The organism is Massilia norwichensis (assembly GCF_024753245.1).
Lineage (GTDB): Bacteria > Pseudomonadota > Gammaproteobacteria > Burkholderiales > Burkholderiaceae_D > Telluria > Telluria norwichensis.
The window spans coordinates 70420-95916 of sequence record NZ_JANUGX010000026.1 but is presented as its reverse complement, the minus strand read 5'-3'; the positions used below and the strand labels follow the sequence as shown (position 1 = coordinate 95916).

Annotated in this window: 22 protein-coding genes; 10 read left to right on the top strand and 12 right to left on the bottom strand. The window is 66.6% G+C overall.

Features of this window, described 5'->3' with window-relative positions; translation table 11 throughout:
• Nucleotides 1-29: 29 nt before the first annotated feature.
• Complete coding sequence (locus NX782_RS19765; protein ID WP_258847198.1) at nt 30-1046, bottom strand: DUF2515 family protein; 1017 nt, start codon at nt 1044-1046, stop codon at nt 30-32.
• A 271-nt stretch (nt 1047-1317) separates the two neighbouring features.
• On the opposite strand from NX782_RS19765, the gene NX782_RS19760 reads away from it, so the two are divergent.
• Nucleotides 1318-3096, top strand: coding sequence for a glycoside hydrolase family 16 protein (locus tag NX782_RS19760; protein WP_258847197.1), 1779 nt, complete (start codon nt 1318-1320; stop codon nt 3094-3096).
• A 170-nt stretch (nt 3097-3266) separates the two neighbouring features.
• Nucleotides 3267-4331 carry a UDP-3-O-(3-hydroxymyristoyl)glucosamine N-acyltransferase gene (gene lpxD, locus NX782_RS19755; protein WP_258847196.1) on the top strand — a complete coding sequence of 355 codons (1065 nt, stop codon included), beginning with the start codon at nt 3267-3269 and terminating at the stop codon, nt 4329-4331.
• Here the strand turns inward: lpxD and NX782_RS19750 are convergent.
• From NX782_RS19750 to NX782_RS19720, 7 genes are all read right to left on the bottom strand, one after another.
• Entirely contained in the window at nt 4285-6504 is a 2220-nt protein-coding gene (locus NX782_RS19750) for a hybrid sensor histidine kinase/response regulator (RefSeq protein WP_258847195.1), read from the bottom strand. The two genes, lpxD and NX782_RS19750, sit on opposite strands and share 47 nt — an antisense overlap.
• Before the next feature lie 84 nt (nt 6505-6588).
• Nucleotides 6589-7368 (bottom strand): peptidylprolyl isomerase, encoded by a 780-nt coding sequence (locus tag NX782_RS19745; protein ID WP_258847194.1) that lies wholly within the window; start codon nt 7366-7368, stop codon nt 6589-6591.
• Nucleotides 7369-7446: 78 nt separating this feature from the next.
• Complete coding sequence (locus NX782_RS19740; RefSeq protein ID WP_258847193.1) at nt 7447-8238, bottom strand: peptidylprolyl isomerase; 792 nt, start codon at nt 8236-8238, stop codon at nt 7447-7449.
• Nucleotides 8239-8341: 103 nt separating this feature from the next.
• Nucleotides 8342-8617, bottom strand: a complete 276-nt coding sequence (locus tag NX782_RS19735) for a BolA family protein (protein ID WP_258847192.1) — start codon at nt 8615-8617, stop codon at nt 8342-8344.
• Nucleotides 8614-9255, bottom strand: a complete 642-nt coding sequence (locus NX782_RS19730; RefSeq protein WP_258847191.1) for a septation protein A — start codon at nt 9253-9255, stop codon at nt 8614-8616. The genes NX782_RS19735 and NX782_RS19730 overlap by 4 nt, the downstream gene beginning before the upstream one ends.
• A 40-nt stretch (nt 9256-9295) precedes the next feature.
• Nucleotides 9296-9691, bottom strand: coding sequence for a peptide-methionine (R)-S-oxide reductase MsrB (gene msrB / locus NX782_RS19725; protein ID WP_258847190.1), 396 nt, complete (start codon nt 9689-9691; stop codon nt 9296-9298).
• A gap of 22 nt (nt 9692-9713) precedes the next feature.
• Nucleotides 9714-11207: a protein adenylyltransferase SelO gene (locus NX782_RS19720; protein WP_441295308.1), complete on the bottom strand. Its 1494-nt coding sequence runs from the start codon at nt 11205-11207 to the stop codon at nt 9714-9716.
• Nucleotides 11208-11400: 193 nt separating this feature from the next.
• Here NX782_RS19720 and NX782_RS19715 point away from each other — a divergent pair, with 193 nt between their 5' ends.
• A complete protein-coding gene (locus tag NX782_RS19715) occupies nt 11401-13062 on the top strand; it encodes a 3-(methylthio)propionyl-CoA ligase (protein WP_258847189.1) in 1662 nt (553 codons plus the stop codon).
• Here NX782_RS19715 and NX782_RS19710 read toward each other — a convergent pair whose 3' ends face one another.
• From NX782_RS19710 to NX782_RS19700, 3 genes are read right to left on the bottom strand one after another with little or no spacing between them, the layout of a single operon-like run.
• Complete coding sequence (locus NX782_RS19710) at nt 13063-14319, bottom strand: FCSD flavin-binding domain-containing protein (protein WP_258847204.1); 1257 nt, start codon at nt 14317-14319, stop codon at nt 13063-13065.
• Between the two features lie 2 nt (nt 14320-14321).
• Entirely contained in the window at nt 14322-15275 is a 954-nt protein-coding gene (locus tag NX782_RS19705; RefSeq protein WP_258847188.1) for a quinoprotein relay system zinc metallohydrolase 2, read from the bottom strand.
• Complete coding sequence (locus tag NX782_RS19700; protein WP_258847187.1) at nt 15276-16094, bottom strand: quinoprotein dehydrogenase-associated SoxYZ-like carrier; 819 nt, start codon at nt 16092-16094, stop codon at nt 15276-15278. It lies immediately after the preceding gene.
• 139 nt (nt 16095-16233) lie between these two features.
• On the opposite strand from NX782_RS19700, the gene NX782_RS19695 reads away from it, so the two are divergent.
• Genes NX782_RS19695 through NX782_RS19685 form a run of 3 tightly spaced genes read left to right on the top strand, consistent with a single transcriptional unit; the run spans nt 16234 to nt 19430 of the window.
• Nucleotides 16234-16644: a GntR family transcriptional regulator gene (locus NX782_RS19695; protein ID WP_258847186.1), complete on the top strand. Its 411-nt coding sequence runs from the start codon at nt 16234-16236 to the stop codon at nt 16642-16644.
• Nucleotides 16641-17570, top strand: a complete 930-nt coding sequence (locus NX782_RS19690) for an ABC transporter ATP-binding protein (RefSeq protein WP_258847185.1) — start codon at nt 16641-16643, stop codon at nt 17568-17570. Before NX782_RS19695 ends, NX782_RS19690 begins: the two co-directional genes overlap by 4 nt.
• Nucleotides 17571-17579: 9 nt before the next feature.
• Nucleotides 17580-19430 carry a hypothetical protein gene (locus NX782_RS19685; RefSeq protein WP_258847184.1) on the top strand — a complete coding sequence of 617 codons (1851 nt, stop codon included), beginning with the start codon at nt 17580-17582 and terminating at the stop codon, nt 19428-19430.
• Between the two features lie 52 nt (nt 19431-19482).
• Here the strand turns inward: NX782_RS19685 and NX782_RS19680 are convergent, their stop codons facing one another.
• Nucleotides 19483-20109 carry a glutathione S-transferase family protein gene (locus NX782_RS19680; RefSeq protein ID WP_258847183.1) on the bottom strand — a complete coding sequence of 209 codons (627 nt, stop codon included), beginning with the start codon at nt 20107-20109 and terminating at the stop codon, nt 19483-19485.
• 106 nt (nt 20110-20215) lie between these two features.
• Here NX782_RS19680 and NX782_RS19675 point away from each other — a divergent pair, with 106 nt between their 5' ends.
• The 4 genes from NX782_RS19675 to NX782_RS19660 all read left to right on the top strand — a co-directional run bounded on the left by NX782_RS19675 (nt 20216) and on the right by NX782_RS19660 (nt 25438).
• Nucleotides 20216-21028, top strand: coding sequence for a helix-turn-helix domain-containing protein (locus NX782_RS19675; RefSeq protein WP_258847182.1), 813 nt, complete (start codon nt 20216-20218; stop codon nt 21026-21028).
• 25 nt (nt 21029-21053) lie between these two features.
• Nucleotides 21054-21896 (top strand): DUF817 domain-containing protein, encoded by an 843-nt coding sequence (locus NX782_RS19670; RefSeq protein ID WP_258847181.1) that lies wholly within the window; start codon nt 21054-21056, stop codon nt 21894-21896.
• Between the two features lie 24 nt (nt 21897-21920).
• Entirely contained in the window at nt 21921-23279 is a 1359-nt protein-coding gene (locus NX782_RS19665; RefSeq protein WP_258847180.1) for a GNAT family N-acetyltransferase, read from the top strand.
• Between the two features lie 74 nt (nt 23280-23353).
• Nucleotides 23354-25438: a 3-hydroxyacyl-CoA dehydrogenase NAD-binding domain-containing protein gene (locus NX782_RS19660; RefSeq protein ID WP_258847179.1), complete on the top strand. Its 2085-nt coding sequence runs from the start codon at nt 23354-23356 to the stop codon at nt 25436-25438.
• The last annotated feature ends 59 nt before the right edge of the window (nt 25439-25497 follow it).

Below are 25497 nucleotides of genomic sequence, written 5' to 3'. Positions count from 1 at the left end.
TCGGAGTTCCGGGCGCTTTTTTTTCGGCCTCACGCAATGAGGGCGCCGCCCGAGATCATGCGGATCGACGCCTCCACCTGCGCACCTTCGGGTCCGGCCAAGAGCGCATCCAGCTGCTCCGCCGCCGCGAACACAAAAGGCATGCGCTCGCTCGCATCCCACAACTTCGCATAACGCGCCTTCGAAAACGTGGTGGTCGTACCGGCCGGCGCCGGGCATTGCGCCGACAAGCTGAGCTCAATCGCCTGGTAATCACCGGAAGGGAAATCGGTCGCCCACGCCAGCTGGTTCCAGTCCAGCAGCAGCTGCATCACCGGCGCGTCGTACATGATCTTCTGCAGGATGTTCACCTGCTCGTGCTGGGCCTGTGTACGGACGCTGTCGGCGATTCGCCCGTTTTCGATCTGCTCGAAGCCGCGCAGCACCTCGGGAAAAGACGCCGCAAAGGGCAGGGTGCCGCGGTCGACGTCCCAGCGCACCGCGTAGCGCGCCAGTTGGCGGTGCGGCAGGCAGGCGCGGAATGCCTCCCAGCCGCGCTCCATGTAGAAGCGGTGCAGCGGATAGATGTCGAGGAAGACGTGGGTGTTGCCGTGGCCGAGACGGCGCGCCAGGCTGCTGCCGGCCATTTCGGTGGCGAGCTGTTTCATGGTCGCGCCATACTGCACGCCGGGCGCCGATCCATGGCCGATGGAAGCGTCGATCGCTTCGCGTTCGCGGCGGCGGGCGTCGACGATCTCGGCGCTGTGCAGCAGGCCGCAGCCGACCTGTTTCGAGGCGAAGGCCGCCAGGCCGGCCCACTGGAAGCGCTGGTCGGCCAGCCACAGCCGGGCGTAAGCGGTGTTGATGCGGCGGTTGCGTTCGCGGTCGTCGCCGATCCAGCGGCCGTCGATCTTCAGCAGGTCTTCGGCTTCCAGCTGGAAGCTGGCCCACAGCAGTTCGGGTGTCAGGGTTTCGCCGCTTGGGGCCAGGGCGCCGATGGGAATGCCGTGATAACGGTTGGGCGCGAAGGATGGAGTGCTGGTGACAGGTGCAATCAGCGCGTTCATGTCGTTTCCCTGTTGAGGCCGCCAGACAATCTATCGCAAGCAGGTGTTCCGGCAGCTTGATCTGCGTCAATCCACCTGCGCACGATAAGATTTGACGCCCACCAAACTCAGGTATATATTTTTCTGCATTGCACTGGAAACGTTTCCATCGCCAACTTCCGCACGAATCATTCGAGACCAGCACGAGGGTCAAGTCACCCCAAGCTGGCGAGGCGCGGGCAGCCATCTCGGCCAGTCCGCATTTTCTTAGCAGAGAAAACGAGGAGTCGAAGTGTATAACGATAAACAAAAACGGAGCGCGAACTGGAAACCTTTCCATGCCATCACGGCTGGCCTGCTGCTCGCGTGCGGCGCCCAGGCCGGCGCCAGCGTCACCAGTCCGCAGATCGGTCAGATGATCTGGTCCGAGGAATTCAATGACTCAACACTGAACACCGCGACCTGGACCGCCAGCGACGGCAACGGCTGCCAGATCAATCTGTGCGGCTACGGCAATGCCGAGCTGGAGTACTACAGCCCGAACAATCTCTCGATCGTGGATGTGCCCTTCGAGGCCGGCACGCGTGCGCTGGCGATCAAGGCCCTGCGCCAGACCATCGGCAGCAATGTTTTTACATCCGGCAAAATCGACAGCAAGAACAAGGTGCAGGTCCAGTACGGGATGATCGAGATCCGCATGGCCGCACCGAACGTCCAGACCGGTCTGTGGCCGGCGGCCTGGCTGCTGGGCACCAGCCCGCAGACCTGGCCGCGCAATGGCGAGATCGACATCATGGAGCAGGGCCACAAGGCGGCGAGCTGGCAGACGGCCGGTGCTTCGTCGCCGAACAACTTCGTCGGCTCGAACGTGATCACCTGGCAGCAGGCCGCCTGCGTGCCGGGCAACGAGAGCTGTGCCGCCTCGACCGCCTGGCAGACCAAGAGCTATGTCGTGACGCCGACTTCGCTGGCCAACCGCTTCGTCAAGTACCGCCTGTACTGGACCGAAAGCGAGATGCGCTTCACCATCATCGACAACGGCGTCGAGCGCGACATGTACAACGCGCCGCTGCCGGTCAATTCGACCGCGCTGCAGGCGCCGTTTTACATGTTGCTGAACCTGGCCGTGGGCGGAAACTTCACCGATGCGGCGAACGCCTCGCAGGTGACGGCGCCGCTGCCGGCCACCATGTACGTCGACTATGTGCGCGTCTACCAGCTCGACGGCAAGGGCAGCGTGAAGGTGGGCAACCAGACCGTGCCCGAGGTCGCCGGCAAGTTCGGCGTCTTCACCGACAACACGGCGACCAATGCCAAGCTGGTCGCCGGTACCAGTTCCGATATCTTCCTGTGGAATGGCGCTTCCAGCGGCGCCGGCAACACGCCGCCGTATGAAGGCAGCAACGTGATCGCCTGGGCCTACACCGCGCCGAATCAGTGGTTCGGCGGCGGCGTGCAGGCGCGCCAGGCACGCGACCTGACGAATTATCGTAACGGATCACTGAAATTCCGCATCAAGATCCCGGCCAACGTCGCCTTCAAGATCGGCGTCGGCGACACCTACACCAACCAGAACTGGGTCAACTTCCCGGCCAACACCACGGCCTACGGCCTGGTGCGCAACGGCGACTGGGCCCAGGGCAGTATCCCGGTCTCGACGCTGATCGGCAGCAAGGTGGCGCTGCAATCCCTGCTGGATGTCTTCATGATCTCAAGCATCGACGGCAGCCTGCCGGCCTCGACCTTCCAGTTCGCACTCGACGACATCGTCTACGATTCCGGCACCACGACCACGAATCCGCCGCCGTCGCAGAGCGGTCCGACCTCCGTCACCCAGACCTCGAGCACGACCCTGCAGTTCAATACCACCACCGGCAGCTGGGCCGACGTGCACTACACCGTCAACAACGGCGCACAGCAGAACGTGCGCATGCGCCTGGACGGCACGACCAACACCTATATTGCCGGCGGCCTGAAGATCGGCGACGTGGTGCGCTACAGCTTCACCTACTGGGATACGGCGCGTAATTTCGCCGTCGACACTGCCCAGCAGAGCTATACGATGAAGTAAGACAGGCGCCCCGGTCCCTGGGCGGGCCGGGGCCCTGCCGTAAAAGCCGATATTTCGTCCATCCGGCCTTTTCTGGCCCGTGCCACTGAGCGTCCGCAAGCAACGCTGCCGAACCGTACGCGCGCCGGCCGTGTCCAAACCGGACATGAGCAAGCGCGGAGGACGACGGCATGGAAACGCGGCTAGGCGAGCTGGTCGAACGCTTTGGCGGACAATTGCAGGGCGATCCCGATATCGCGATCGCGGCGATCGCCCCGCTCGAACGCGCCGGACCGGCCGACATCAGCTTCCTCGGCCACAGCAGGCTGCGTGCGAAGGCGGCGCGCAGCCGGGCCGCGGCCTTGATCCTGGCGCCGCAGGACGATGCCGAAGTCGCGGCCAGCTACGCGGGCGCGCGCATCGTCACCGCCAATCCCTACGCCTATTTCGCCCGCACCGCGCAGTTCTTGCTGGGTGCGTCGAAGCCTGCGCCCGGCATCCACCCGAGCGCCGCCGTGCACCCCGGCGCGCGGGTGGACCCATCGGTTCACATCGGTCCGCAGGTGACAATCGAGGAAGGCGCGCTGATCCAGGCCGGTGCGGTGATCGATGCCGGCTGCTTTGTCGGTCGCGAGGCGGTGGTCGGCAAGGACACCCATTTCTTTGCCAATGTGAGCTTCCACGCGCGCTGCACGATCGGCGCGCGCGGCATCGTCCATTCCGGCGCCGTGATCGGCGGCGACGGCTTCGGCTTTGCCGAGGACAAGGGCGTCTACATCAAGATCCCGCAGATCGGGCGGGTGGTGATCGGCGACGACGTCGACATCGGCGCCAACACCACGGTCGACCGCGGCGCCCTCGACGACACCGTCATCGAGGATGGGGTCAAGCTCGACAACCAGATCCAGATCGGCCACAACTGCCATATCGGCGCCCACACGGCGATGGCCGGCTGCGTGGGCGTGGCCGGCAGCGCCATCATCGGCCGCCACTGCACCTTCGGCGGCGCGGCCATGGTGAATGGGCACATCGAGATCGCCGACCACGTGCACATCACGGCCGGCACCCTGGTGGCGAACTCGATTGCCGAACCGGGGCGCTATACCGGCTTTTATCCGATTGCGACCAACGCGGAGTGGGAGCGCAGCGCGGCGCTGGTGCGCAATCTTGGCGCCATGCGCCTGAAGATCCGGGCGCTGGAAAAGGCGCTCAAGGCGCTGGAGAGCGGCTCGGCTGCGCAGCCGCAGGCAGGCTAGGCGCGGCCAGCGCGCGTTGCAGGTCGTCGAGGCTGGCCGGCTTGGTCAGGTGCAGGTCGAAGCCGGCCTGTGCGGCGCGCGCGAGGTCAGCCTGCTGGCCATAGCCGGACAGGGCCACCAGGCGCAGTGCGGCGCCGTGCTGGCGGCGCAGCAGGACGGCGAGGGCGTAGCCGTCCATGTCCGGCAGGCCGATGTCGAGGATCGCGACTTCCGGCGCCTGGGTGCGCGCGGCGGCGAGGGCCTGGGCCGCGTTGTGGGCCGTCGTTACCGTGTGGCCCATCAGCCCGAGCAGGCTGGCGGTGCCGGCGGCGGCGTCTTCGTTGTCGTCGACCAGCAGGACGCGGCGCGGTGTCTGGGCCGGCGCTGCGGCGGCATCCGGAGGGGCCGACCGTACGGCGGCGAGCGGCAGCGTGACCTCGAAGCGGCTGCCCCGGCCGGGGCCGTCGCTGTGGGCGCTGACGCTGCCGCCGTGCAGTTCGACGATCTTGCGCACGATGGCCAGGCCGAGGCCGAGACCGCCGGTGCGGCGTGCCAGCTGCTGCGGCGCCTGGTAAAAGGGTTCGAACACGCGCGACAGCAGGGCGGCATCCATGCCGATGCCATTGTCCTGCACGCTCAGGCGGGCCAGGCCGGCGGCTTCGTCGACGCTGAGGGTCACGCTGGTGGCGGTGCTGCCGAAGCGCGCCGCGTTCGACAGCAGATTGTTCAGCACCTGCACCAGGCGGCTGTCGTCGCCTTCGATCCAGGCCGCGGCCGGGGCCTGCAGGGCGATGGCGTCGCCGGGCAGGGCGGCGAGGGCATGGCGTACGGTATCGGCCAGGTTCAGCGGGCGCAATTCGAGCTGCAGCTTGCCGGAGGCGATGCGCGAGACGTCGAGCAAATCGTCGACCAGGCGCTTGAGGTGGGTGACCTGGCGCCGCATGATGGTGCGCTCGCGACGCGCGCCCGGTTCGTCGCGCATGTCCATCAGGTCGAGGGAGGCGACGATGGGGCTGAGCGGGTTGCGCAGTTCGTGGCCCAGCACCGCCAGGAACTCGTCCTTGGCCTGGCCGGCCTCATGGGCCCGCGCCAGTGCTTCCTCCAGCGAGGCGAGCAGCTTGGCGCGTTCCTGCTCGCGGCGCGTGCGCTGGCGTCCGGCGGCTTCGAGCGCGCGGCCCATGCGGCCGAGCTCGCGGATGCGCGAGTGCGGTACGGCAAAGGGACGGCCGGCGCCCACCGCGGCGGCGGCGCGGCGCAGTTCGTTGAAGGCGCGCACGATGCGGTTCGACAGCCAGTAGGCCAGCGCGATGCAGATCGCCAGCGACAGCACGATGCCGGTGCCGTACACGGCGATGCCTTCGAAGAAGCCGGCCCGCAGCGCGGCGGTCGGGGTGTTCGCCACCACCGTCCAGCCGTAGCGCGACATGCTGCTGTAGGCGGTGGTGACGGCGTCGCCTTCCTTGGTCAGGGTCGGCCCGGCGCCCTCGCGGCCGCCGGCCGCCAGCAGGCCGCGCAGGGTCGTCGTGATGGGCTGGGTGACGAAGCGGTCCTGGTTCTTCGAGCGCGCGACGATGTGGCCGGTGGCATCGATCACGGCGATCAGCGAGTCCGAAGGCGCCTGCTGGCGCTCGATCACACGCAGGATGCGGTCGGGCTTGAGCACGGCGCTCAGCACGTAATTGCGGCCGTGGCTGTCGGTGACGGGAATGCGGACCGGTACCGCCGCGCGGCCGCCCTTGCCGCGGGCGATGCGGCCGACCACGGCGCGGTGCAGGCTGAGCGCCTGGCGCAGGCTGTCGGGATCGGCGGAAGGCGGCGGCTCGGCACCGAAGGGGGCATTGGTGCGGAACAGGGTGGTGCCGTCCTGGTCGGCCAGGAACACCGCCAGCCACTCGGGCTGGCCCCGAGCCTGGAGGCGGGCAAACTCGTAGAAAGCGCGGATGTCGCCGGCCATCAGTGCCGGGCTGCGCGCGATGCCCGACAGCGTCGCCACCGAGGCGTCGAGCTCGGCGTCGACCGCGCTGGAGAGCGCGCGCGCCTGGTCCAGCAAGGCGCGCTCCTGCTCGCGCTGGCGGTATTCGCTGGCGACGTGGATGCTCCAGATTCCCAGCAGGGCGAGCGGAAGCAGGCCGATCGCGGTCAGCATGACCAGCAGGTGGCGGAGCGGCAGCGTGCGGCCGCGGCGGGATGGCATGGAGAAAGCTGGCCGGAAAGTGGATGTACAGCTTGATAAAAAAAGCGCTCCGACTGGAGCGCTTTCTTCAACAGCCAGATCCGATTACTGGATCTTGGCCTTCTTCATCAGCTCTTCGCGGAAGGCTGCCAGCTTACGCTGTTGCAGTTGCTCGCCGACCTGCTGCTTGACTTCTTCCAGCGGCGGGATCTTGGCGGCACGGGTATCTTCCAGCTTGATGACGTGGTAGCCGTACTGGGTCTTCACCGGGGTTTCGGTGATCTGGCCCTTGCCCAGCGAGGTCATGGCTTTCGAGAACTCGGGGACGAAGGAAGCCGGGCTTGCCCAGTCCAGATCGCCGCCGTTGCCGGCCGAACCCGGGTCTTTCGACTGCTTGGCCAGGTCTTCGAACTTGGCGCCGCCCTTCAGCTTGGCGATGATGGCCTTGGCTTCGTCTTCGGTACCGACCAGGATGTGGCGAGCGTGGTATTCCTTGTCGCCGAACTGGGTCTTGAACTTGTTGTACTCGGCGGTGATGTCCGCGTCCTTGACCGGGTTCTTCTTGATGTAGTCAGCCAGCATCGCATTGATGATGATGCTCTGGCGGGCATTGTCGATCGCGTTCTTGACTTCCGGGCGGCCGCCGATGCCTTGCTTGTCGGCTTCCTGGATCAGGACTTCGCGGCCGATGAGGTCGCGCTTGATCGCCTCGCGCAGCTGCGGCGAATCGGTGGCCTTGCCCTGGGCAACGACTTGCTTGACGACCTGGTCGACCTTCGCCGCAGGGATGGGCTTGCCATTCACGGTCGCGACGTTTTGTGCGAACGACGGCAGGGCTACCATCGCGGTCATGGCTAACAACAGGCGGGCTGGCTTCACAATCATTTATTCGATCCTATCTAAACACAAAAGTCGCTGGGCGACGAAAACCGGCGGACCTGCGGCCGCCGGTGATGCAACATCTTACTGCACCTTTGCCTTTTTGACCATTTCCTCTTGGTAGGAGGCCAGCTTCTGCTGGGTCAGGGCGTCGGCGATCTGCGGTTTGACCTCATCCAGCGACGGCAGTTTCGCCTGGCGGACGTCATCCAGCTTGATGACGTGGTAGCCGACCTGGGTCTTGACCGGCTTCTCGGTCACCTGGCCTTTTTGCAGGCCGGTGAAGCCGGCTGCGAACTCGGGCGGGAAGGACGACGGGCTAGCCCAATCCAGGTCGCCGCCGTTGTTGGCGGTGCCGGTGTCCTTCGACTGCTTGGCCAGGTCTTCGAACTTGGCGCCGCCCTTGATCTTGGCGATGATGGCGTTGGCGTCGGCTTCGTTTTCCACCAGGATGTGGCGCACGTGGTATTCCTTGTCGCCGGTCTGCTTGGTGAAGCGGTCGTACTCGGCCTTGATCTCGGCGTCGCTGACCGGGTGCTTGGTCACGTAGTCCTTGGCCAGGGCGTTGATCACGATGGTCTGGCGGGCGTTCTCCAGCGCCTGCTTGACTTCCGGATTCTTGTCGTAGCCCTGCTTGATCGCTTCCTGCATCATCACTTCACGCGCGATCAGGTCTTTCTTGATCGCTTCGCGCAGCTGCGGCGAATCGGTGGCCTGGCCCTGGGCGACGACGGCCTTGACCATCTGGTCGGCGCGCGAAGACGGGATGGCCTTGCCGTTGACGACGGCGAGGTTCTGGGCGAACGAGGACGAAGTTGCGAAAGACGCGGCGATAGCGATCAGGGCTAACAGCAGCCGTGCTGGCTTAAAAGTCATGGTGGTTCCTGTGAGGGGGTTGCTTGGACGAGATTGGATTAGTTCTTGTAATACGTAGCAGATTTTCGAACAGATTACTTAAGACTTCCTGAAGGCTGCGGGCTTACGACAGTTCCGATGGTGCAATCGCGGTGATCGCCAGAGCGTGAATGTCGGTATGCATCATACCTTGCACGGCATCATACACCAGCCGATGACGCATGACGAGCCTCAGCCCTTCGAAGCGGTCCGAAACGATTTTCAGCGAGTAATGCCCCCCGCCGGAGGCCGCGCCGGCATGGCCGACGTGCAGGTGGGAATCGTCGTTGACCTCGAGCTGGACCGGGCGCAATGCACCCTGCAGCAGGGTGCGGATTTGTTCGACGCGTGCGGCGCTCATGCGTCCCCCTGCTCGGTTTCCTGAATGTGCTTGGACAGCATCAGGGTCTGGATCACGATGAAGGCGAAGAAGATGCCGGTGACGCCGAACAGCTTGAAGCTGACCCAGGCGCCGGTATTGCCCTTGAACACGATGAAGGCCATGACCAGGTTCAGCACGCCGACCAGGGCGAAGAAGCTCATCCAGGCATAGCCGACCTTGGCCCAGACCGCCTCCGGCAGCTTGATCTGGGCTTCCATGACTTTGCGTACCAGGTTATTGCGGAACAGCACCTGGGCCACGAACAAGGCCAGCGCGAAGGCCCAGTACAGGATGGTCGGCTTCCATTTGATGAAGTTCTCGTCGTGGAAATAGATGGTGGCGCCGCCGGTCACGGTGATCACGCCCAGCGACAGCCACAGCATGCCGTCGACCTTGCGGCCGCGGGCCAGCAGGTAGAGGATCTGCAGCACCGTGGCAACGATGCCGACCGCGGTGGCCAGCATGATCGGCGATTGGGCCGGGGTGACGTTGCCGCCGGCGATCAGACCGCCCATGTATTGGACGGCAAAGGCGTGCGCGGCCTCCTGGTTGCCGTCGGCCAGCTTGAAGACGGCGAAGAAGAGGATGACCGGGAACAGGTCGAACAGGAATTTCATGCGTGTGCGTGTGCGTGTGCGGACGGTGGATAAAACGTGATTATGCCGGTTCGAAGCGCATTGCGGCCGAATTGATGCAATAACGCAGGCCGGTCGGCGGCGGGCCGTCCGGGAACACGTGACCCAGGTGCGCATCGCAGACTGCGCAAATGATCTCGGTGCGCACCATGCCGTGGCTGCGGTCGACCTTTTCGATCACGTTGTCCGGGTCCAGCGCGCGGAAATAGCTGGGCCAGCCGCAGCCGGATTCGAACTTGGCGTCGGATTCGAACAGCGGGGTGTCGCAGCATACGCAGTGATAGATGCCATGCTCGTGGTGGTCCCAGAACTTGCCGGTGAAGGCGCGTTCGGTGGCCGCGTGGCGGGTCACCTGGTATTCGATGGGGTCGAGCTGGGCGCGCCATTCGGCGTCGGTCTTGGTCACTTTTTCAGTCATGATGATCAATGTTCAGGTTGAATCAGGAAGAGCAGCTCACTTCGAGGTGCGAAGCCCAGTCCGGCGGCAGGGCCGCGTAGGCTTCGTTCTCGGGCTGCTCGTCGTAGGGGCGTTCCAGGATGGCGAGCAGCTTGCTCACCTCGGTGTAATCGCCGTTCTGCGCCTTTTCGATCGCCGTCTGGGCCAGATAGTTGCGCAGCACGTACTTCGGATTGACGCGGTGCATGGCCTCGCGCCGGCTGGCATCGCTACTGCCTTCCTGGCGCAGGCGGGCGCGGTACTCCACGGCCCAGGCGTCGAAGCCGGGGCGGTCGAGGAAGAGGTCGCGCAGCGGGGCGTCGGCTTCGTTGCGGTCGTGGTCCATCACGTCCAGGCGCAGTTCGCCCAGGCGGCGGAAGAACAGCGTGAAGTCGACATGGTTCTCGTGCATCAGCTTGAACATGGCGTCGAACAGGGCGCGGTCGCCCTCCTGGCTGGTGCTCAAGCCCAGCTTGGCGTGCACCAGTTCGTCGAACTTGTCGCCGTAGGCCTCGATATAGCCGTCCAGCGCAGCCTCGGCCGCTTCCTTGTCCTGGATCAGCGGCAGCAGGGCGTTGGCGAGGGCATAGCAGTTCCAGTGGCCGACCGGCACCTGGTTCGCGTACGAGTAACGGCCGCCCTGGTCGGTGTGGTTGCAGATGTGGTCGACGTCGAAGGCTTCCATGAAGCCGAAGGGGCCATAGTCGAGCGTGATGCCGAGGATGGACATATTGTCGGTGTTCATCACGCCATGCATGAAGCCGACCGCCTGCCAGTGCGCGATCATGCGCGCGGTGCGGCGCGTGACTTCGGTCAGCAGCTCCAGGTAAGGATTCTCGGCCGACTGCAATTCCGGGTAGAAGTCGCGGATCACGTAATCGGCGAGGATGCGCAGCTCTTCCTGCTTGCCGCGGTAATGCCAGTGCTCGAAGGAACCGAAGCGCACGAAAGAAGGCGCCATGCGGGTGACCACGGCGGCGCTCTCGATGGTTTCGCGGATCACCTGCTGGTTCGAGCCGGTCAGCATCAGGGCGCGGGTCGTCGGGACGCCGAGCGCGGCCATGGCTTCCGAGCACAGGAATTCGCGGATAGACGAGCGCAGCACAGCGCGGCCGTCGCCCATGCGCGAATAGGGCGTCATGCCGGCGCCTTTCAGTTGCAGCTCCATCGGACCGTGGGGGCCGTTCAGCTGGCCCAGCAGGATGGCGCGGCCGTCGCCGAGCTGGCCCGCCCAGTGGCCGAACTGGTGGCCGGAGTACACGGCGGACAGCGGCTGGGAGCGCGGCGGCACGTGGTTGCCGCTGAAAACCTCGACGAAGTCCGGCTGGCTCAGCAGCGCGGGATCGAGCCCGACCAGGGACGCGGCCTTGCTGCTGGCCGCGACAAAGTAGGGCGCGGGCAGGGGCGTCGGCATCAGGCGCGTGTAAAACGCGGGCGGCAATTCAGCGAAGGAATTGTCGAAAGGCAGGTCGTCAGCGCTAATGGCGGTTCCTCTTATCGTGTGGGGCGAGCATCGCTTGTCGCGATTCTAACCCAGGCCGCGCGATTCTATGGGCACGCTTGCCAGGCGCCCACGCGCGTTACATTCGGTAACGAAGTGGTCCCGGCGCTTGATGCGTTGCAGCATCTAAATCCCTTGACGCTTTCCGCACGCTCGTTTCAAACTCGACAACATCAACCGAGGAGACCCGATGCAGACCTATCCGCAGAGCCCCGTCATGGGGCAGATGATGAGCCAGCCGCTCTCCGTGTCGAGCATCATCCGCTTTGCCGCGCGCCATTACGGCAGCAGCGAGATCGTGTCGCGGCGCATCGAGCCCGACCTGCCCGCGCTGCACCGCTACACCTACCGCGACTGCGAAGCGCGTGCCCGCCGCCTCGCCCAGGCACTGCAGGACCGCGGCGTCGCCATGGGCGAGCGCGTCGGCACGCTGGCCTGGAACGGCTACCGCCATCTCGAACTGTATTACGGCGTGTCGGGCTCGGGCGCGGTGCTGCATACCATCAATCCGCGCCTGCATCCGGAGCAGATCGCCTACATCGTCAACCATGCCGAAGACCAGTATCTGTTCTTCGACCTGACTTTCCTGCCGCTGGTGGAAGGCATCGCCGCGCATTGCCCGACCGTCAAGGGCTTCGTGCTGATGAGCGACCGCGCGCATATGCCGGCCACCACCAGGATCGCCAACCTGCTGTGCTACGAAGAGCTGATCGAGGCCGCCGACGGCGCCTACACCTGGCCCGACTTCGACGAGAACGCCGCCGCTTCGCTGTGCTACACCTCGGGCACGACCGGCAATCCGAAGGGCGCGCTGTACTCGCACCGCTCGACCGTGCTGCATGCGTACGCCTCGGCGATGCCGAACGTGCTCAACGTCAGCGCCATCGACACTGTGCTGCCAGTGGTGCCGATGTTCCATGTGAACGCCTGGGGTCTGCCGTATTCGGGTCTGCTGTCGGGCGCGAAGATCGTCTTCCCCGGCGCGGCACTGGACGGCAAGTCGCTGTATGAATTGTTCGAGGAGGAGGGCGTGACCTTCTCGGCCGGGGTGCCGACCGTGTGGCTGGGTCTGATCAATTACGCACTGCAGAACGGGCTGCAATTCTCGACCTTCCGCCGTACCGTGATCGGCGGCTCGGCCTGCCCGCCGGCGATGATGGACACCCTGATCGACAAGTTCGACGTGCAGGTGATCCACGGTTGGGGCATGACCGAGATGTCGCCGCTCGGTACCACCGGCGGCCTGCTGGCCAAGCACCGCAATCTGCCCAGGGAAGAGCAGCGCAAGATCCTGCAGAAGCAGGGGCACGCGATCTACGGCGTCGACATGAAAATCGTCGACGACGATGGTGTCGAGCTGCCCTGGGACGGTCACAGTTTCGGCCACCTGCTGGTGAAGGGACCCTGGATCGTCGCCAGCTATTTCAGGGACGAGGGTGGGGATGTGCTGCAGGACGGCTGGTTCCCGACCGGCGACGTCGCCACCATCGACCCGGACGGCTTCATGCAGATCACCGACCGCAGCAAGGACGTGATCAAGTCCGGCGGCGAGTGGATCGGTTCGATCGACCTGGAGAACATCGCGGTATCGCACCCGGCGGTGTTGCAGGCGGCCTGCATCGGCGTGGCGCATCCGAAATGGGACGAGCGGCCGCTGCTGCTGGTGGTGCGCCGGCCGGGTGCGGAAGTGACCCGCGAAGAGCTGCTCGGCTTCTTCGAAGGGAAGATCGCGAAGTTCTGGATGCCGGACGACGTCGTGTTCGTGGACAGCCTGCCGATCGGCGGCACCGGCAAGATCCAGAAAAACAAGCTGCGCGAGCAGTACCGGGCGCACCGCTTGCCGGGCGTCTGATCAATCGAGCGTATCGCGCCAGATCTGGCGCGCCCAGGCATCGGCATCCGCGCCTTCCTCGATCGAAGCATGATCGGACAGGATGCCGCTGCCCTCGGCCTGCATGGCCAGCCTGGCCGGATCGTAGCGGTACAGCGTCGAGATGTGCATCGCCTGGTGGTCATCGATGAAGCTGTAGCAGGTATTGGCGAAGGCCGGCGCCGGCGCCGGTGCCTCGCCGCGCATCAGGGCCACGACCGCCGCCGCGCAGATCTTGGCCTGGGCATTGGCCATGTGCGCGGATTTCGGTAGGCCGGATTCGATCGGATCGCCGATCACGTGCACGCGCGGCAGCACGCTCGACGCGTAAGTCAGGAAATCGACTTCGCACCAGCGCCGCTCCACATTCGCCAGGCCGCTGTCCAGCGCGATCCGCCCGGCGCGCTGTGGCGGGATGATGTTCAGCACGTTTGAGCTCACCGTATCGAAGCCGGTCCTGACGGTCCGGGTGGCGACGTCGACCTCGCGCAGCTCGCTGCCCGGCACGTACTCGATCATGCCCGGATAGAGTTCGCGCCAGGCCCGTTCGAACAGCACGCGCTTCGAGGTGATCACCGGGTTCGCGTCGAGCACGATGACTTTCGAGCGCGGCTTGTGGGTTTTCAGGTACCAGGCCACCTGGCAGGCGCGCTCGTAGGGCGCGGGCGGACAACGGTAGGGCTGGGGCGGCACGACGATCGTGAACACGCCGCCACCCGGCATCGCCAGCAGCTGGCGCTGCAGGTTGCGGGTCTGCGGCCCGGCTTTCCAGGCGTGCGGAATCCGCTCCTGCGCCGTGGCCAGCGCCGGAAAAGCATCGTAGATGAAGTCGATGCCGGGCGCGACGATCAGGCGGTCGTAGGCCAGTTTGCGGTCCGCCAGCACCAGCCGGGAGCGCTCGGCGTCGATGGCCGTCACGCTGCCCCGCACGAATTTGACGCCATGGTGCCGCTGCAGCGCGCCGTAGCCGAAGCTGAGCTGCGCCAGCGTGCGCTGGCCGGCCAGCACGCGGTTGCTGACCGGGCAGGAGATGAATTGCGGGTTCCTCTCGACGAGAATGACCTCGATGTGCCCGCCGCTCAGCATGCGCACATACTTGGCGGCGGTCGCGCCGCCATAGCCGGCGCCGAGCACCACGACGCGCCCCAGGCTGGTTCTGGTCCCTGGCGCTGCCATGGCCGGCCAGCCCGGCAGCGTGGAAGCGGCCAGGGCCAGTTCGAGAAAACGCCGCCTGCGCATGCTCACTCCCATTCCAGCACCGGGTAAAGGAAGTTGACGTTGCGCCGGTTGACGGCGTCGAACAGCTGCCAGCGCGTACGTTCGCCCGCAGCCGCGGTGGCCATCGTCGATGTCATGTCGGCGCCCTGGCGGATGCCGGCTCTGACGTCGCGCAGCAGGGCCGTCAGGTAGGCGCGCTGCCTGGCCAGCGCCGCCCCTTTGTCGCGCGTGACCGGGCCGTGGCCGGGGATGGTGAGGGCGGCGGGCAGCCGGTCGAGTGCATCCATGGCGGCGAGCCAGCCTTCGGCATCGCCGTCGAGCGAAGGCGTGCGCTCGATGAAGAGCAGGTCGCCGCTCCACAGCGTACGCGTTTCGGGGTCGAACACCGTCAGGTCGCTGTTCGTATGGGCTTTCGGCCAGGCCCGCAGTTCCAGCTTGCGTCCGCCCAGGTCGAGCGTCAGGCGGTCCTGCACGGTGCGGGTCGGCGCGATCAGGGCGCTGCGCTCGGCGGCGGCGCCCAGCTGCTGCTTCAGCTGGCGCAGGTAGCTGTCGCCACGTGCCGCAAGCATCGCGGGCAGGCCGGCGTGGCCGATGAACTGCGGCGGCGGGCCGGCCCCGGCGTCATTCGCATCGGCGAAGGCGGCATTGCCGAACACGTGGTCGGGATGGCCATGGGTGTCGATCACGTAGCGCACCGGGAGGGAGGTAACGGCGCGCAGCGCCGCCTTCAGGGCCGCGCCGACCGCGTACGCGCCGCCGGTGTCGACAACCGCGACCGCATCCCTTCCGACCACGAAGCCGATATTGGCGATATCGCCGTCGTAGCCGTCCTCGAAATCCTTGTGCTGGCCAAGGTGTACATAGACACCCGGCGCCACCTGGCGCAACTGTAGACGCACCTGAGGCGGCTCCTGGCGCGGCGCCGCGCCAAGATGGGCGGCGGCCAGCAGGAGGAGACTGCCGAGCAGGCGCCGCACCTAGCCTCCGACGTCCATGGCCTGCCGGAAGCTGCCGCCCTCGTTGTCGTGCACCAGCACCTGCAGGGCGCCGGGCTGGTCGGCGACGAAGCCGAAGCGGATCGACGGGTTCTCGCTGACGCCGATCGCGGTGTCCGCGCTCAGCACCGGCTTGCCGTTGTAGGTGACGCTGACCTTGTCGATGAAATAGGCCGGCCGGAAGCCGTGGGTGGCCGGGTCGCGCTGCATGCCGGTATTCATCGGGTGCCTGACCAGCAGCGTCGCGCGATTCAGCTCGCCCCGCTTGAAGGGGCCGTCGAGCGCCAGCTTCATGCGGCCCGCGGCCGCGCGCGCCGCCGCATCCTCGCCGACCGCCGGGCCGCTGCAGCCGCCCGAGGCCTTCACGATCACGCTGTTCACGTACAGCCTGCCGTCATTCGATTCCGCGACCACATGCACCGGTGAGTCCGATTCGAGCCGAATGCGGGTGGCGATTTCGGCCTTGCCGCTCTGCGGTGTGAAGTGGAAGGCCGCGGTCAGCGGCACCGGATTGCCGTCGACGAACACGCTGACCGTCTTGATGTAGCGCGCCGCCGTCATCGGGTGGTCGATGCTGAAGGCGAACGGCACCTGGTCGCCGCTGGGGGCGCGGGTGGGTGCGGACAGGTGAATGAAGGGTGCCGGTTCCATTGTCTTGCCGGAGAACCAGGCTTGCTGCAGTGCCGGCCAGGACGCCTCCGGTGCCTGGGCCGATGCCGGCTCCGGGCCGGCCAGCATTGCCAATGCCGCCAGGCCGAACAACAGGCGCAGGCGCGCTGAAGGAGTGGGACGCGTATTCATCGAATCAAGCCTTCCGTGGCGGGATGCACGATCTGATTGAGGGAGTCGCCGTCCTGATTACTATAGCAAGCAATTAACTGATTGACCACTCGGTTTTGGGATGCTACTGTACTATCTGTTCTAGTACAGCGAGGTTCTCATGCATCGACGTGCTCCCCTGATGCTGCAGATCGTCACCGGCGATCCGCGGCCCATCATCCGCCAGATCGGCGACGGCATCAAGCGCCTGGTGGCCGGCGGCGAACTCCAGCCCGGCGATGCGCTGCCCAGCGTGCGCGGCCTGGCGCAACAGCTGTCGGTCAATCCGAACACGGTGGCCAAGGCGTATGCCGAACTGACGGCGGAGGGCTGGCTGCTGTCGCGCGCCGGGCTGGGCCTGTTCGTGGCCGAGCAGCGCCAGCGCCTGTCGGATGCCGAGCGCGAGCGGCGCCTCACGGATGCCGTCGACCGCTTCGTCGGCGACGTCATCGGCCTCGACTACCCCAGCGACACCATTCTCGACCGCGTCGCGGGCGAGTTGTCCCACTATTCAAGCAAGAAAACCGCATGAGCGACTACGTCATCGACACCGACGGCCTGTGCCTGCGTTACAAGGGCAAGCTGGCGCTCGACCGCCTGAGCCTGCGCCTGCCGCGCGGCGGCATCCACGCCTTCGTCGGCGCCAACGGGGCCGGCAAATCCTCGCTGTTCCGGGTGCTGCTCGGCTTCGAGCCGCCCAGCGCAGGATCGGCGCGGGTGCTGGGCCACGACTGCCGCCGGCTCACGCCGGCGCTGCGCGGACGCATCGGCTTCGTCAACGAAGAGCACACGCTGCCCGGCTGGATGCGGGTGCGCGAGCTGATGCGCATGCAGCAGCGCCATTACACGCAGGCCGGCGGCGGGCTCTGGAACGATGCGCGCTACGAGGAGGTGCTGTCGCACTTCAACGTGCTGCCGGACCAGCGCGTAGTCCAGCTCTCGCGCGGCGAACGGGCCGGCCTGAACCTGGCGCTGGCGCTGGCCCAGGGGCCGGAACTGCTGATCCTGGACGAACCGACCCTGGGCCTGGACGTGGTCGCCAAGCGCGCCTTCCTGGAGGCGATGCTGCAGGCCAGTATCGACGACGGCTCGACCATCGTCTACTGCTCGCACCAGATGGACGAGATCGAGCGGGTCGCCGACAACCTGGTGATCCTGGAGCGCGGCCAGCTGCGCTATATGAGCGGGCCGGACGACTTCTGCGGCCGGGTGCAGCTGTGGGTGGTGGAGTTCCCGTTCAAGGCGCCCGAGCTGCGCGACCTGCCCGGCGTGCTGCAGGTGCAGCAGCTCGATGGCCTGACCCATGTCGTGACCTTCGACCAGCAGGACGGCGCCGGCTTCGAGGCGCGCCTCAAGCTGCTGGGTGCGCGCCGCGTGCAATCCATGCCGCTGGGCCTGGACCGCGCCGTCAACGCTTTTCTCTCCCATGGACATGCCGGCGCCCGGCGCGCGGCCTGAGGACCGACGATGATCGAATTATTCCTTTCCGAGCTGCGCCGCTTCCGCAACGCCGCCGCCATCTATTTCGCCGCCAGCCTGGTGCTGGTCACGGTGGCGAACCAGATGGTCGATATCGCCAACGAGCGCATGGAGCTGCATATCGCGCTGCTGCTGCTGTATTCGCTGTCCGGGCTGGGCTTCGGGCTGTACCAGTTCGGCAGCTACCGCCAGCCGAGCCGCTGGATCTGGCTGCAGCACCGGCCGCTGCACCGCGCGCAGATCCTGGCCGGCATCGCCCTCGCATCGATCGTGCTGATCGCACTGGCGATGGCGCTGCCGCCGCTGATCGTCCTCGGTCTGCAGGGCCATTTCACGCAGCGCGTGGTCGACGCGCGCCATTATGCCGGCGTCGCCTACCTGGCGCTGTCGGTGGCGTCGAGCTGGCTGGCCGGCGCCTACATCATGCTGCACCGCAGCCGCTGGGCCTTCGTGATCCTGGTGCTGCCGATCCTGACGACCATGCACCTGGCCAGCTGGGGCGCCGTGCTGGCGCTGGCGCTGGCCTGCAATGCAGTGCTGCTGTTCCTGGTGTATACGGTGTTCCGGCCGAACCGCTATACCGCCGACGACGCGGTGGCCACCGTCGCCTCGGCCGTGCCGCTGCAGCTGAGCTTTTATATTGCGCTGCTGTGGGCTGGGTCGATGGTGTTCCAGATCGGGCAGATGATGCTGGGCGTGCATCTGCTGTCGGCCAGCCATGCGGTGCCGGGCGGGCTGGTGGAAGCCCGCCGCTTCGATGGGCGCGAAGCCGTGCTGGCCGGCCTGGCCGGCAGCGCCGACCCGCGTGCTGCCGACTGGCGCGCCGGCCTCGAACCGCGCAGCGTCGCCTCGCTCGGCCCGCGCGTGCGCCAGTACGCGGTCCGCAATCCCGTGTCCTCGCGCGCCGGCAGCATGTTCTACGACGACCAGCAGCGCGCCTGGAGCTTCAGCCACGACCGCATGCTGTACCGCGGCCGGCACCTGCGCCTGGCCACGGCCACCGGCTGGATGGGCGCCGGCGGCCCCGGCGACGCCACGCCCTTCGATTCGCAGCCGACGCCGGTGGGCGATAACCGCCGCAACGGCTACCTGGTCAACGCGCACGACATCTACCAGATCGGTCAACGTGACCTGCACCTGCGCCACCTGTTGCACGTCGACGGTGCGGAGCAGCTGGGCGGCGGCATCGCCATGCTGGGTGGGCGCACCGCGCTGCTGACCAACCGCCGCGTGGTGCTGCTGCAGGACAGCGGCGGCCAGCCGGCGCCGCTCGCCACCGTGAACCTGCCGGTGCCTTTCGGCGACCTCGAACGGGTCGAAGCGGCCGAGGTGGCGGACGGCACCCTGCTCAGTTTCATTGCCGGCTACCGCCGCAACGAGGGCGTCGCCGCGGCGCCCCAGGTCAGTTATCTGGTCGATGCGGCGGGGCGGGTGACCGAAGTCGGGCGGCGCGAACTGGCCCACGATTTCCCGGCGCTGTTCGAACACCGCGACTGGTGGGTGTCGCCGCTGCTGTACGCGGTGGTCAGCCTGCCCGAGATGCTGATCGAGAAGGGCCTGGTGCCCGACCACGGCGCCAGCCGCTTCGCGCCGCTGCTGCTGCCGCGCCCAGCGTCGGTGTGGACGGCGACGATCGTGCTGGCGCTGGTCTCCTGCCTGCTGGCGTCATGGTGGACGCACCGCGCCCGGCTTGCCCCGCGCGCGCGCCTGGCCTGGTGCCTGGCCAGCCTGCTGCTGGGCCTCCCGGCGCTGCTGTCGCTGATGGTGCTGCAGCCGCGCGCCGAGCGCGAACCCCTGGCCGCGGGCGAGGCCGGGCAGCCGACCGGCGCGCCGCTGTGAGCCGCATGCCTGAGTCTCAAGCTGAGTCTCAAGCTGAGTCTCAAGCTGAGTCTCAAGACGCCTGCGCCGCCGCAAGCGCCGCATCCATGGCCGCGACCCGCTGCGCGGCCGGGCGCGCGTTCAGGCGCGCAATCAGACCGGCGATCTCGGGCAGCTCGGGCACCAGCTTGAAGGCGGTGGTCCAGCCCAGCGCATAGCCCCACAGGACGTCGAGCGCCGTGAAGCGTTCGCCCAGCATCCAGGGGCCGGCGCGCAACTGGGCGGCGAGGGTGGACAGCATGGTGTCGTAGTCGCCGTACGGGGACATCGAGGGCGGCGCCGGCTCGCGCTTGAGCGCCTGGTCGATCAGCGCCGGTTCGAAGCAGGCGCCGTAGAAGGCCATCCATCGCAGGTAGGGGCCGCGCAGCGGGTCGTCGAGGGCGGGCGCCAGGCCGGCTTGCGGGAACAGGTCGGCCAGGTAGATCATGATCGCGGCCTGCTCGGTGACCATGGCGTCGCCGTGCAAGATGGCAGGCACCTTGCCCATCGGGTTGGTGGCCAGGTAGCGCGGCGTGCGCGTCTCGCCGGCCTTCAGGTTGACGGCTTCCAGCGTGTAGGGCACACCCAGCTCCTCGAGCAGGATGCGGGTCGCGCCCGAGCGGGACTGGGGAGCGTGGAACAGGGTGATGGCGGAGTGCATGGCGTCCTCGTTGGCAGTTGGGACGCCCAGCATACGGACGCCGAATATTGTCGTCTTGTAAAAAAGCGAATGCTAGAATCGTGCAGAACAATTCGAAAGCCAGCCGATGAGCACACCCGCCACCGTCCAGGACCGCCCCAAGGGCGTGGTCGCGCCCGCGCACGCGCGCAAGATGTTCCGCATGGAGCGCTACCTGCCGGCAGGCAGGCTGGCGGCCTTTCTCGACCACTTCTGGATCGTGGAATGGGACCTCGGCAGCCAGCCGCCTTACGTCCAGCGCACGCTCCCGTATCCCTGCGTGCACCTGGTGTTCGACAGCGCGCGCAGCGGCATCTGGGGCGTGCCGACCGGCGCCTTCGACTATGAACTCAAAGGGCGCGGCAAGGTGTGCGGGCTGCGCTTCCGGCCCGGCGCCTTCCGCGCCATCCTCGGCCGGCCGCTGCAGTCGATTTCCGACCAGGTGCTGGCGCTGTCCGAAGTCTTCCCATGGGATGAGGGAGCAGCCCAGCGCGCGGTGCTGGATACGCCCGACGATACGGCGATGATGCTGGCTGCCGGCCGCCTGCTCGAGCCTCTGCTGCCGGCGCCCGATCCGCAGGTCGAGCGCATCGCCGCGATCCTGCGCATGGCCGAGACGACGCCGGGCCTGACCCAGGTCGAGCAGTTGGCTCAGGACGCGGGGATGGGCGTGCGCAGCCTGCAGCAGCTGTTCGGCGAGTACGTCGGCGTCAGCCCGAAGTGGACGATCCGGCGCTTCCGCCTGCACGAAGCGGCCGACCGCCTGGCGAACGGCGAGGAATCGGACCTGGCCGCGCTGGCCCAGGCGCTGGGCTACTTCGACCAGGCCCATTTCAGCGCCGACTTCCGCAAACTGGTGGGCGAAACGCCGTCCCGCTACCGCAAGCGCGCACGCGCCTGAGCTTCCACGATCGAGGCCGAGTCCCATGCTCTCCGCAATCGACAGCTTCCTGATGAACGACCGCCCGCGCGCGCTGGCCGGCCTGCGCCGCGGCGTGGTCGAATTCCTCTGGTTCGGCATCAAGGAGGCACGGGCCTGCCTGTTCGTCGGCCTGTTCTTCGCCGCGATCTTCCTGATGCCGCGCGCCGGTATCGCCGGCATCCCGCGCTACGACCTGCTGCTGGTGGTGGCGGTGGCGATCCAGCTGTGGATGGTGCGCGTGAAGCTCGAAACCTGGGACGAGCTGAAGGCGGTCTGCCTGTTCCACGCGGTCGGCTTCGCGCTCGAAGCCTTCAAGGTGTCGGGGAACATCCAGTCCTGGAGCTACCCGGACTTCGGCTACACCAAGGTATTCGGCGTGCCGCTGTTCTCCGGCTTCATGTACGCGGCCATCGGCAGCTACATCGTGCAGGCCTGGCGCCTGCTCGACCTGCGCGTGCGCCACCATCCGCCGTACTGGATGGCGACCACGATCGCGGTGCTGATCTACGTGAACTTCTTTACCCACCACTACATTGGCGACTACCGCTGGTACCTGGCCGCCTGCGCGCTCGGCCTGTACTCGCGCACCACGGTGGTGTTCCGGCCGCTGGACCGCGACCGCCGCATGCCGCTGATGCTGGGCTTCGTGCTGACCGGCTTCTTCATCTGGATGGCCGAGAACATCGGCACCTTCTGGGGTGTGTGGCGCTACCCGAACCAATTGGGTGCGTGGTCGGTCGTACACATCAGTAAATGGAGTTCGTGGTCGCTGCTGGTGATCATGACCTTCACCATCGTGGCCAGCCTGAAGCATGTAAAGGCGAAGATCCACATTGCACAGGATTGATTTATTGTGACGGATAACGAAAACGTGAGCGGCATTCGGGCCGGCGCCGGCGACGCCAGCACGGCGCAGGAGACCTGGAGCCTCGGGGAGGCGGTCGTCGAGCAGGCGATCCGCGCCAGGGAGGAAGGGCGTTACGACGATGCGCTGCGCCATCTGCTGGCCGCCTTCGCGCGCGTGGTGTCCAGCGACCCGGCGCGGCATATCGGCGTTTTTCTGCCGATGCTGGAATGGCGCTTCCTGGCCGAGGAATATGCGCCGGCGCGGGCGGCGCTGCTTGAGGCGCGGGATGTGCAGGTGCACCGCCTGCTGGCCGGCGAGCTGACCTACGGGCAGCCGCGTTCGAGCTGGTTCGGCCCGCCGTCGCGCTTTTCGCTGATCGCCGACATGAACGAGACGCTGAAAGACCCGCATTCGACCAGCGCGGTGTTCGCCCGGCTCGATGCCCTGTTCCCCGAGCAGGCGCGGCGCGATGCCTTCCTGGCCTTGCCGGCCGTGGTGGAGGCGGGCGATTTCACGCTGGGCGAGCGCTACCTGCCGGATCCGATGGGCATGCTTGCGCATCTGAACGAGTTGGCGCAAAGCTCGCCGCTGTTCCCGCCGCCGCGTAGCGCCGTCCGCCTGGCTGCCGAGCTGGCGAACTTCGCGAAGGACGTGCGCCTGCGCGCCGCTATCCTGCGTGGCCTGGGGCGGGGCGCGGAGGCCGATGCGTTGGTCGACGCCGCGCTGGCCGGCCTGGCGAACGAGGAGCTGCGCGACTGGGTGCGCCGGGATTTGAGGTGGCCCGGCGTGATTCTTCGCGCCAGCAGCGAGCGCCAGATCGAGCAGGATCGGGCCGCGCATCCTGAATGGGAGGCGAAGCTGCCGTTGCCGAAATCGATCGAGACCGAGCGGCTGGTCCTGCGCCCCTTCACGATCGACGATGCCGAGGCCTGGCTGCCGTTGATTTCGCTGCCGGAGATCATCCGCTACACCGGCGACACCCCGGCCGGCTCGATTGAAGAGGCGCGCGAACTGCTGCGCACCCGTCCGCTCCAGGACTACGAGCACTACGGTTTCGGACGCCTGGCCGTCATCGAAAAGGCGAGCGGGCGCCTGGTCGGCTTCTGCGGCTTCAAGCATGTCGTCGAGTTGGGCGAAGTCGACATCGGTTACCGCTTCCTGCCGGACTGCTGGGGCAAGGCTTACGCCACCGAGAGCGCAACAGCGCTGATGCGCGATGGGCGGCGTGCACACGGCATCCGGCGCGTCGTCGGTACCGTCCACCCGGACAATCCGGCATCCGGCCGCGTCCTGGAAAAGATCGGCCTGCGCTTCGAGCGCCTGCTGGCGCCGGATGAAGACGGCGTGTGCTTCCTGTTGTACGCGACGCCAGGCGTGAAATAACACGACCGTACTTTTATGGCTTATAGTGTATGTCGACGTTTCAACATACCTATATTCATTCCTAAAGGAGACCCATGAGCGCCGATTACCAGGTCCAGAACCATGTCGCCGTCATTACGCTGAACAACCCGCCGGTCAACGGCCTCGGCCTGGCCACGCGCACCGCGGCCGTCGAGGCGCTGCAGCGCGCCGAAGCTGATCCCGCGGTGAAGGCGGTCGTCATCACCGGCGCCGGCAAGGCCTTTTCGGGCGGCGCCGACATCCGCGAATTCAATTCGCCGAAAGCGCTGACCGAACCGACCCTGCACACCCTGATCCGCACCGCCGAAGGCCTGTCCAAGCCGGTGGTCGCCGCGATCCACAGCGTGTGCATGGGCGGCGGCCTGGAGCTGGCGCTGGGCTGCGCCTACCGCGTTGCGGTGCCGGGCGCGCAGATTGCACTGCCGGAAGTGAAGCTCGGCCTGCTGCCGGGCGCCGGCGGCACCCAGCGTCTGCCGCGCGTGATCGGCCTGGAAGCCGCGCTCGAGATGATCGTCTCGGGCAGTCCGGTGCCGTCGGAAAAATTTGCGGGTACGCTGTTCGACGAAGTGTTCCCGGCCGGGACCGACCTGGTGGCGGCAAGCGTCGATTTCGCCAACAGGATTGCCGATGTGTGTCCGCTGCCCAAGGTCCGCGAGCGCAAGGTCGAACACGCGAATGCGGCGGCTGTGCTGGATGCGGCCCGTGCGAAGGTGAGGGCGGTTTCCGCCGGCTTCCCGGCGCCGCTCGAGTGCATCGAGACCATCGCCGCCGCCGTCAACCTGCCGTTCGACGAAGGCTGCAAGTTCGAGCGCGAGCGCTTCATCCACCTGACCCAGACCGTGGAATCGAAGGCGCTGCGCCACGCTTTCTTTGCCGAGCGCGCCGCGAGCAAGATCCCCGACGTTCCGGCCGATACCGCCACCCGCGAGATCAAGACCGCCGCGGTAGTCGGCGCCGGCACCATGGGCGGCGGCATCGCGATGAACTTCGCGAACGCCGGCATCCCGGTCACCATCCTGGAGACCAAGCAGGAAGCACTGGACAAGGGCCTGGCGACGATCCGCAAGAACTACGAGAACACGGTCAAGAAGGGCAAGCTGACGCCGGAAAAGGCCGAACAGCGCATCGCCCTGGTGAAAGGCACCTTGGACTACCAGGACATCGCCCAGGCCGACATCGTAATCGAGGCCGTGTTCGAGGACATGGGTGTCAAGGAGACCGTGTTCCGCAAGCTCGACGAAGTCATGCGCCCGGGCGCGATCCTGGCCTCGAACACCTCGACGCTCGACCTGAATAAAATCGCGGCCTTCACCAGCCGTCCGCACGACGTGATCGGCCTGCATTTCTTCAGCCCGGCCAACGTGATGAAGCTGCTGGAGATCGTGCGCGGCCACGAGACCGGCATCCACGTGCTGGCCACCGCGCTGGCGCTGTCGAAGAAGCTCAAGAAGACGGGCGTGGTGTCGGGCGTGTGCGACGGCTTCATCGGCAACCGCATGGTCGAACAGTACATCCGCCAGGCCGGCTTCCTGCTGGACGAAGGCGCGCTGCCGCAGCAGGTCGACCAGGCCATCGAGAAATTCGGCTTCGCCATGGGTCCGTTCCGCATGGGCGACCTGGCCGGCAACGATATCGGCTGGTACATCCGCAAGCGCCGCTACGTCGAGATGCCGGAGGTGGCCTATTCGAAGACCGCCGACCTGCTGTGCGAGCAGGGCCGCTTCGGCCAGAAGACCGGCGCCGGCTGGTACGACTACCAGGCGGGCGACCGCACCCCGCATCCGTCGCAGCTGGTCCACGACATGATCGTCCAGCATTCGAAGGATCTGGGCATCGAGCGCCGTACGATCCCGGACGAAGAAATCGTCGAACGCCTGGTCTACGCCCTGGTCAACGAGGGCGCGAAGATTCTGGAAGAGGGCATCGCGCTGCGCGCCTCCGACATCGACATGGTCTACCTGACCGGCTACGGCTTCCCGCTCTACCGCGGCGGCCCGATGTTCTATGCCGATACCGTGGGCCTGCCGAAGGTGCTGGAAGCGATGGCGAAGTATGCGCGCGGCTATCACGGCGAAGCCTGGGCGCCGGCGGCGCTGCTGCAGCGTCTGGCGGCGGAGGGGAAGGGCTTCAATAGTTAAGACGTCGTTCCACGTCGGTCCCGCGCAGGCGGAATATCCCTGATGCGCGTATGGACCGG

Bases quoted from the DNA above. Each gene is read 5' to 3' on its own strand.
- NX782_RS19670 (WP_258847181.1), top strand. From the start codon at position 21,054: ATGCTCTCCGCAATCGACAGCTTCCTGATGAACGACCGCCCGCGCGCG.
- NX782_RS19745 (WP_258847194.1), bottom strand. From the start codon at position 7,368: ATGATTGTGAAGCCAGCCCGCCTGTTGTTAGCCATGACCGCGATGGTA.
- NX782_RS19715 (WP_258847189.1), top strand. From the start codon at position 11,401: ATGCAGACCTATCCGCAGAGCCCCGTCATGGGGCAGATGATGAGCCAG.
- NX782_RS19735 (WP_258847192.1), bottom strand. From the start codon at position 8,617: ATGAGCGCCGCACGCGTCGAACAAATCCGCACCCTGCTGCAGGGTGCA.
- NX782_RS19695 (WP_258847186.1), top strand. From the start codon at position 16,234: ATGCATCGACGTGCTCCCCTGATGCTGCAGATCGTCACCGGCGATCCG.
- NX782_RS19690 (WP_258847185.1), top strand. From the start codon at position 16,641: ATGAGCGACTACGTCATCGACACCGACGGCCTGTGCCTGCGTTACAAG.
- NX782_RS19700 (WP_258847187.1), bottom strand. From the start codon at position 16,094: ATGAATACGCGTCCCACTCCTTCAGCGCGCCTGCGCCTGTTGTTCGGC.
- msrB (WP_258847190.1), bottom strand. From the start codon at position 9,691: ATGACTGAAAAAGTGACCAAGACCGACGCCGAATGGCGCGCCCAGCTC.
- NX782_RS19740 (WP_258847193.1), bottom strand. From the start codon at position 8,238: ATGACTTTTAAGCCAGCACGGCTGCTGTTAGCCCTGATCGCTATCGCC.
- lpxD (WP_258847196.1), top strand. From the start codon at position 3,267: ATGGAAACGCGGCTAGGCGAGCTGGTCGAACGCTTTGGCGGACAATTG.
- NX782_RS19750 (WP_258847195.1), bottom strand. From the start codon at position 6,504: ATGCCATCCCGCCGCGGCCGCACGCTGCCGCTCCGCCACCTGCTGGTC.
- NX782_RS19685 (WP_258847184.1), top strand. From the start codon at position 17,580: ATGATCGAATTATTCCTTTCCGAGCTGCGCCGCTTCCGCAACGCCGCC.
- NX782_RS19675 (WP_258847182.1), top strand. From the start codon at position 20,216: ATGAGCACACCCGCCACCGTCCAGGACCGCCCCAAGGGCGTGGTCGCG.
- NX782_RS19660 (WP_258847179.1), top strand. From the start codon at position 23,354: ATGAGCGCCGATTACCAGGTCCAGAACCATGTCGCCGTCATTACGCTG.
- NX782_RS19710 (WP_258847204.1), bottom strand. From the start codon at position 14,319: ATGCGCAGGCGGCGTTTTCTCGAACTGGCCCTGGCCGCTTCCACGCTG.
- NX782_RS19730 (WP_258847191.1), bottom strand. From the start codon at position 9,255: ATGAAATTCCTGTTCGACCTGTTCCCGGTCATCCTCTTCTTCGCCGTC.
- NX782_RS19680 (WP_258847183.1), bottom strand. From the start codon at position 20,109: ATGCACTCCGCCATCACCCTGTTCCACGCTCCCCAGTCCCGCTCGGGC.
- NX782_RS19765 (WP_258847198.1), bottom strand. From the start codon at position 1,046: ATGAACGCGCTGATTGCACCTGTCACCAGCACTCCATCCTTCGCGCCC.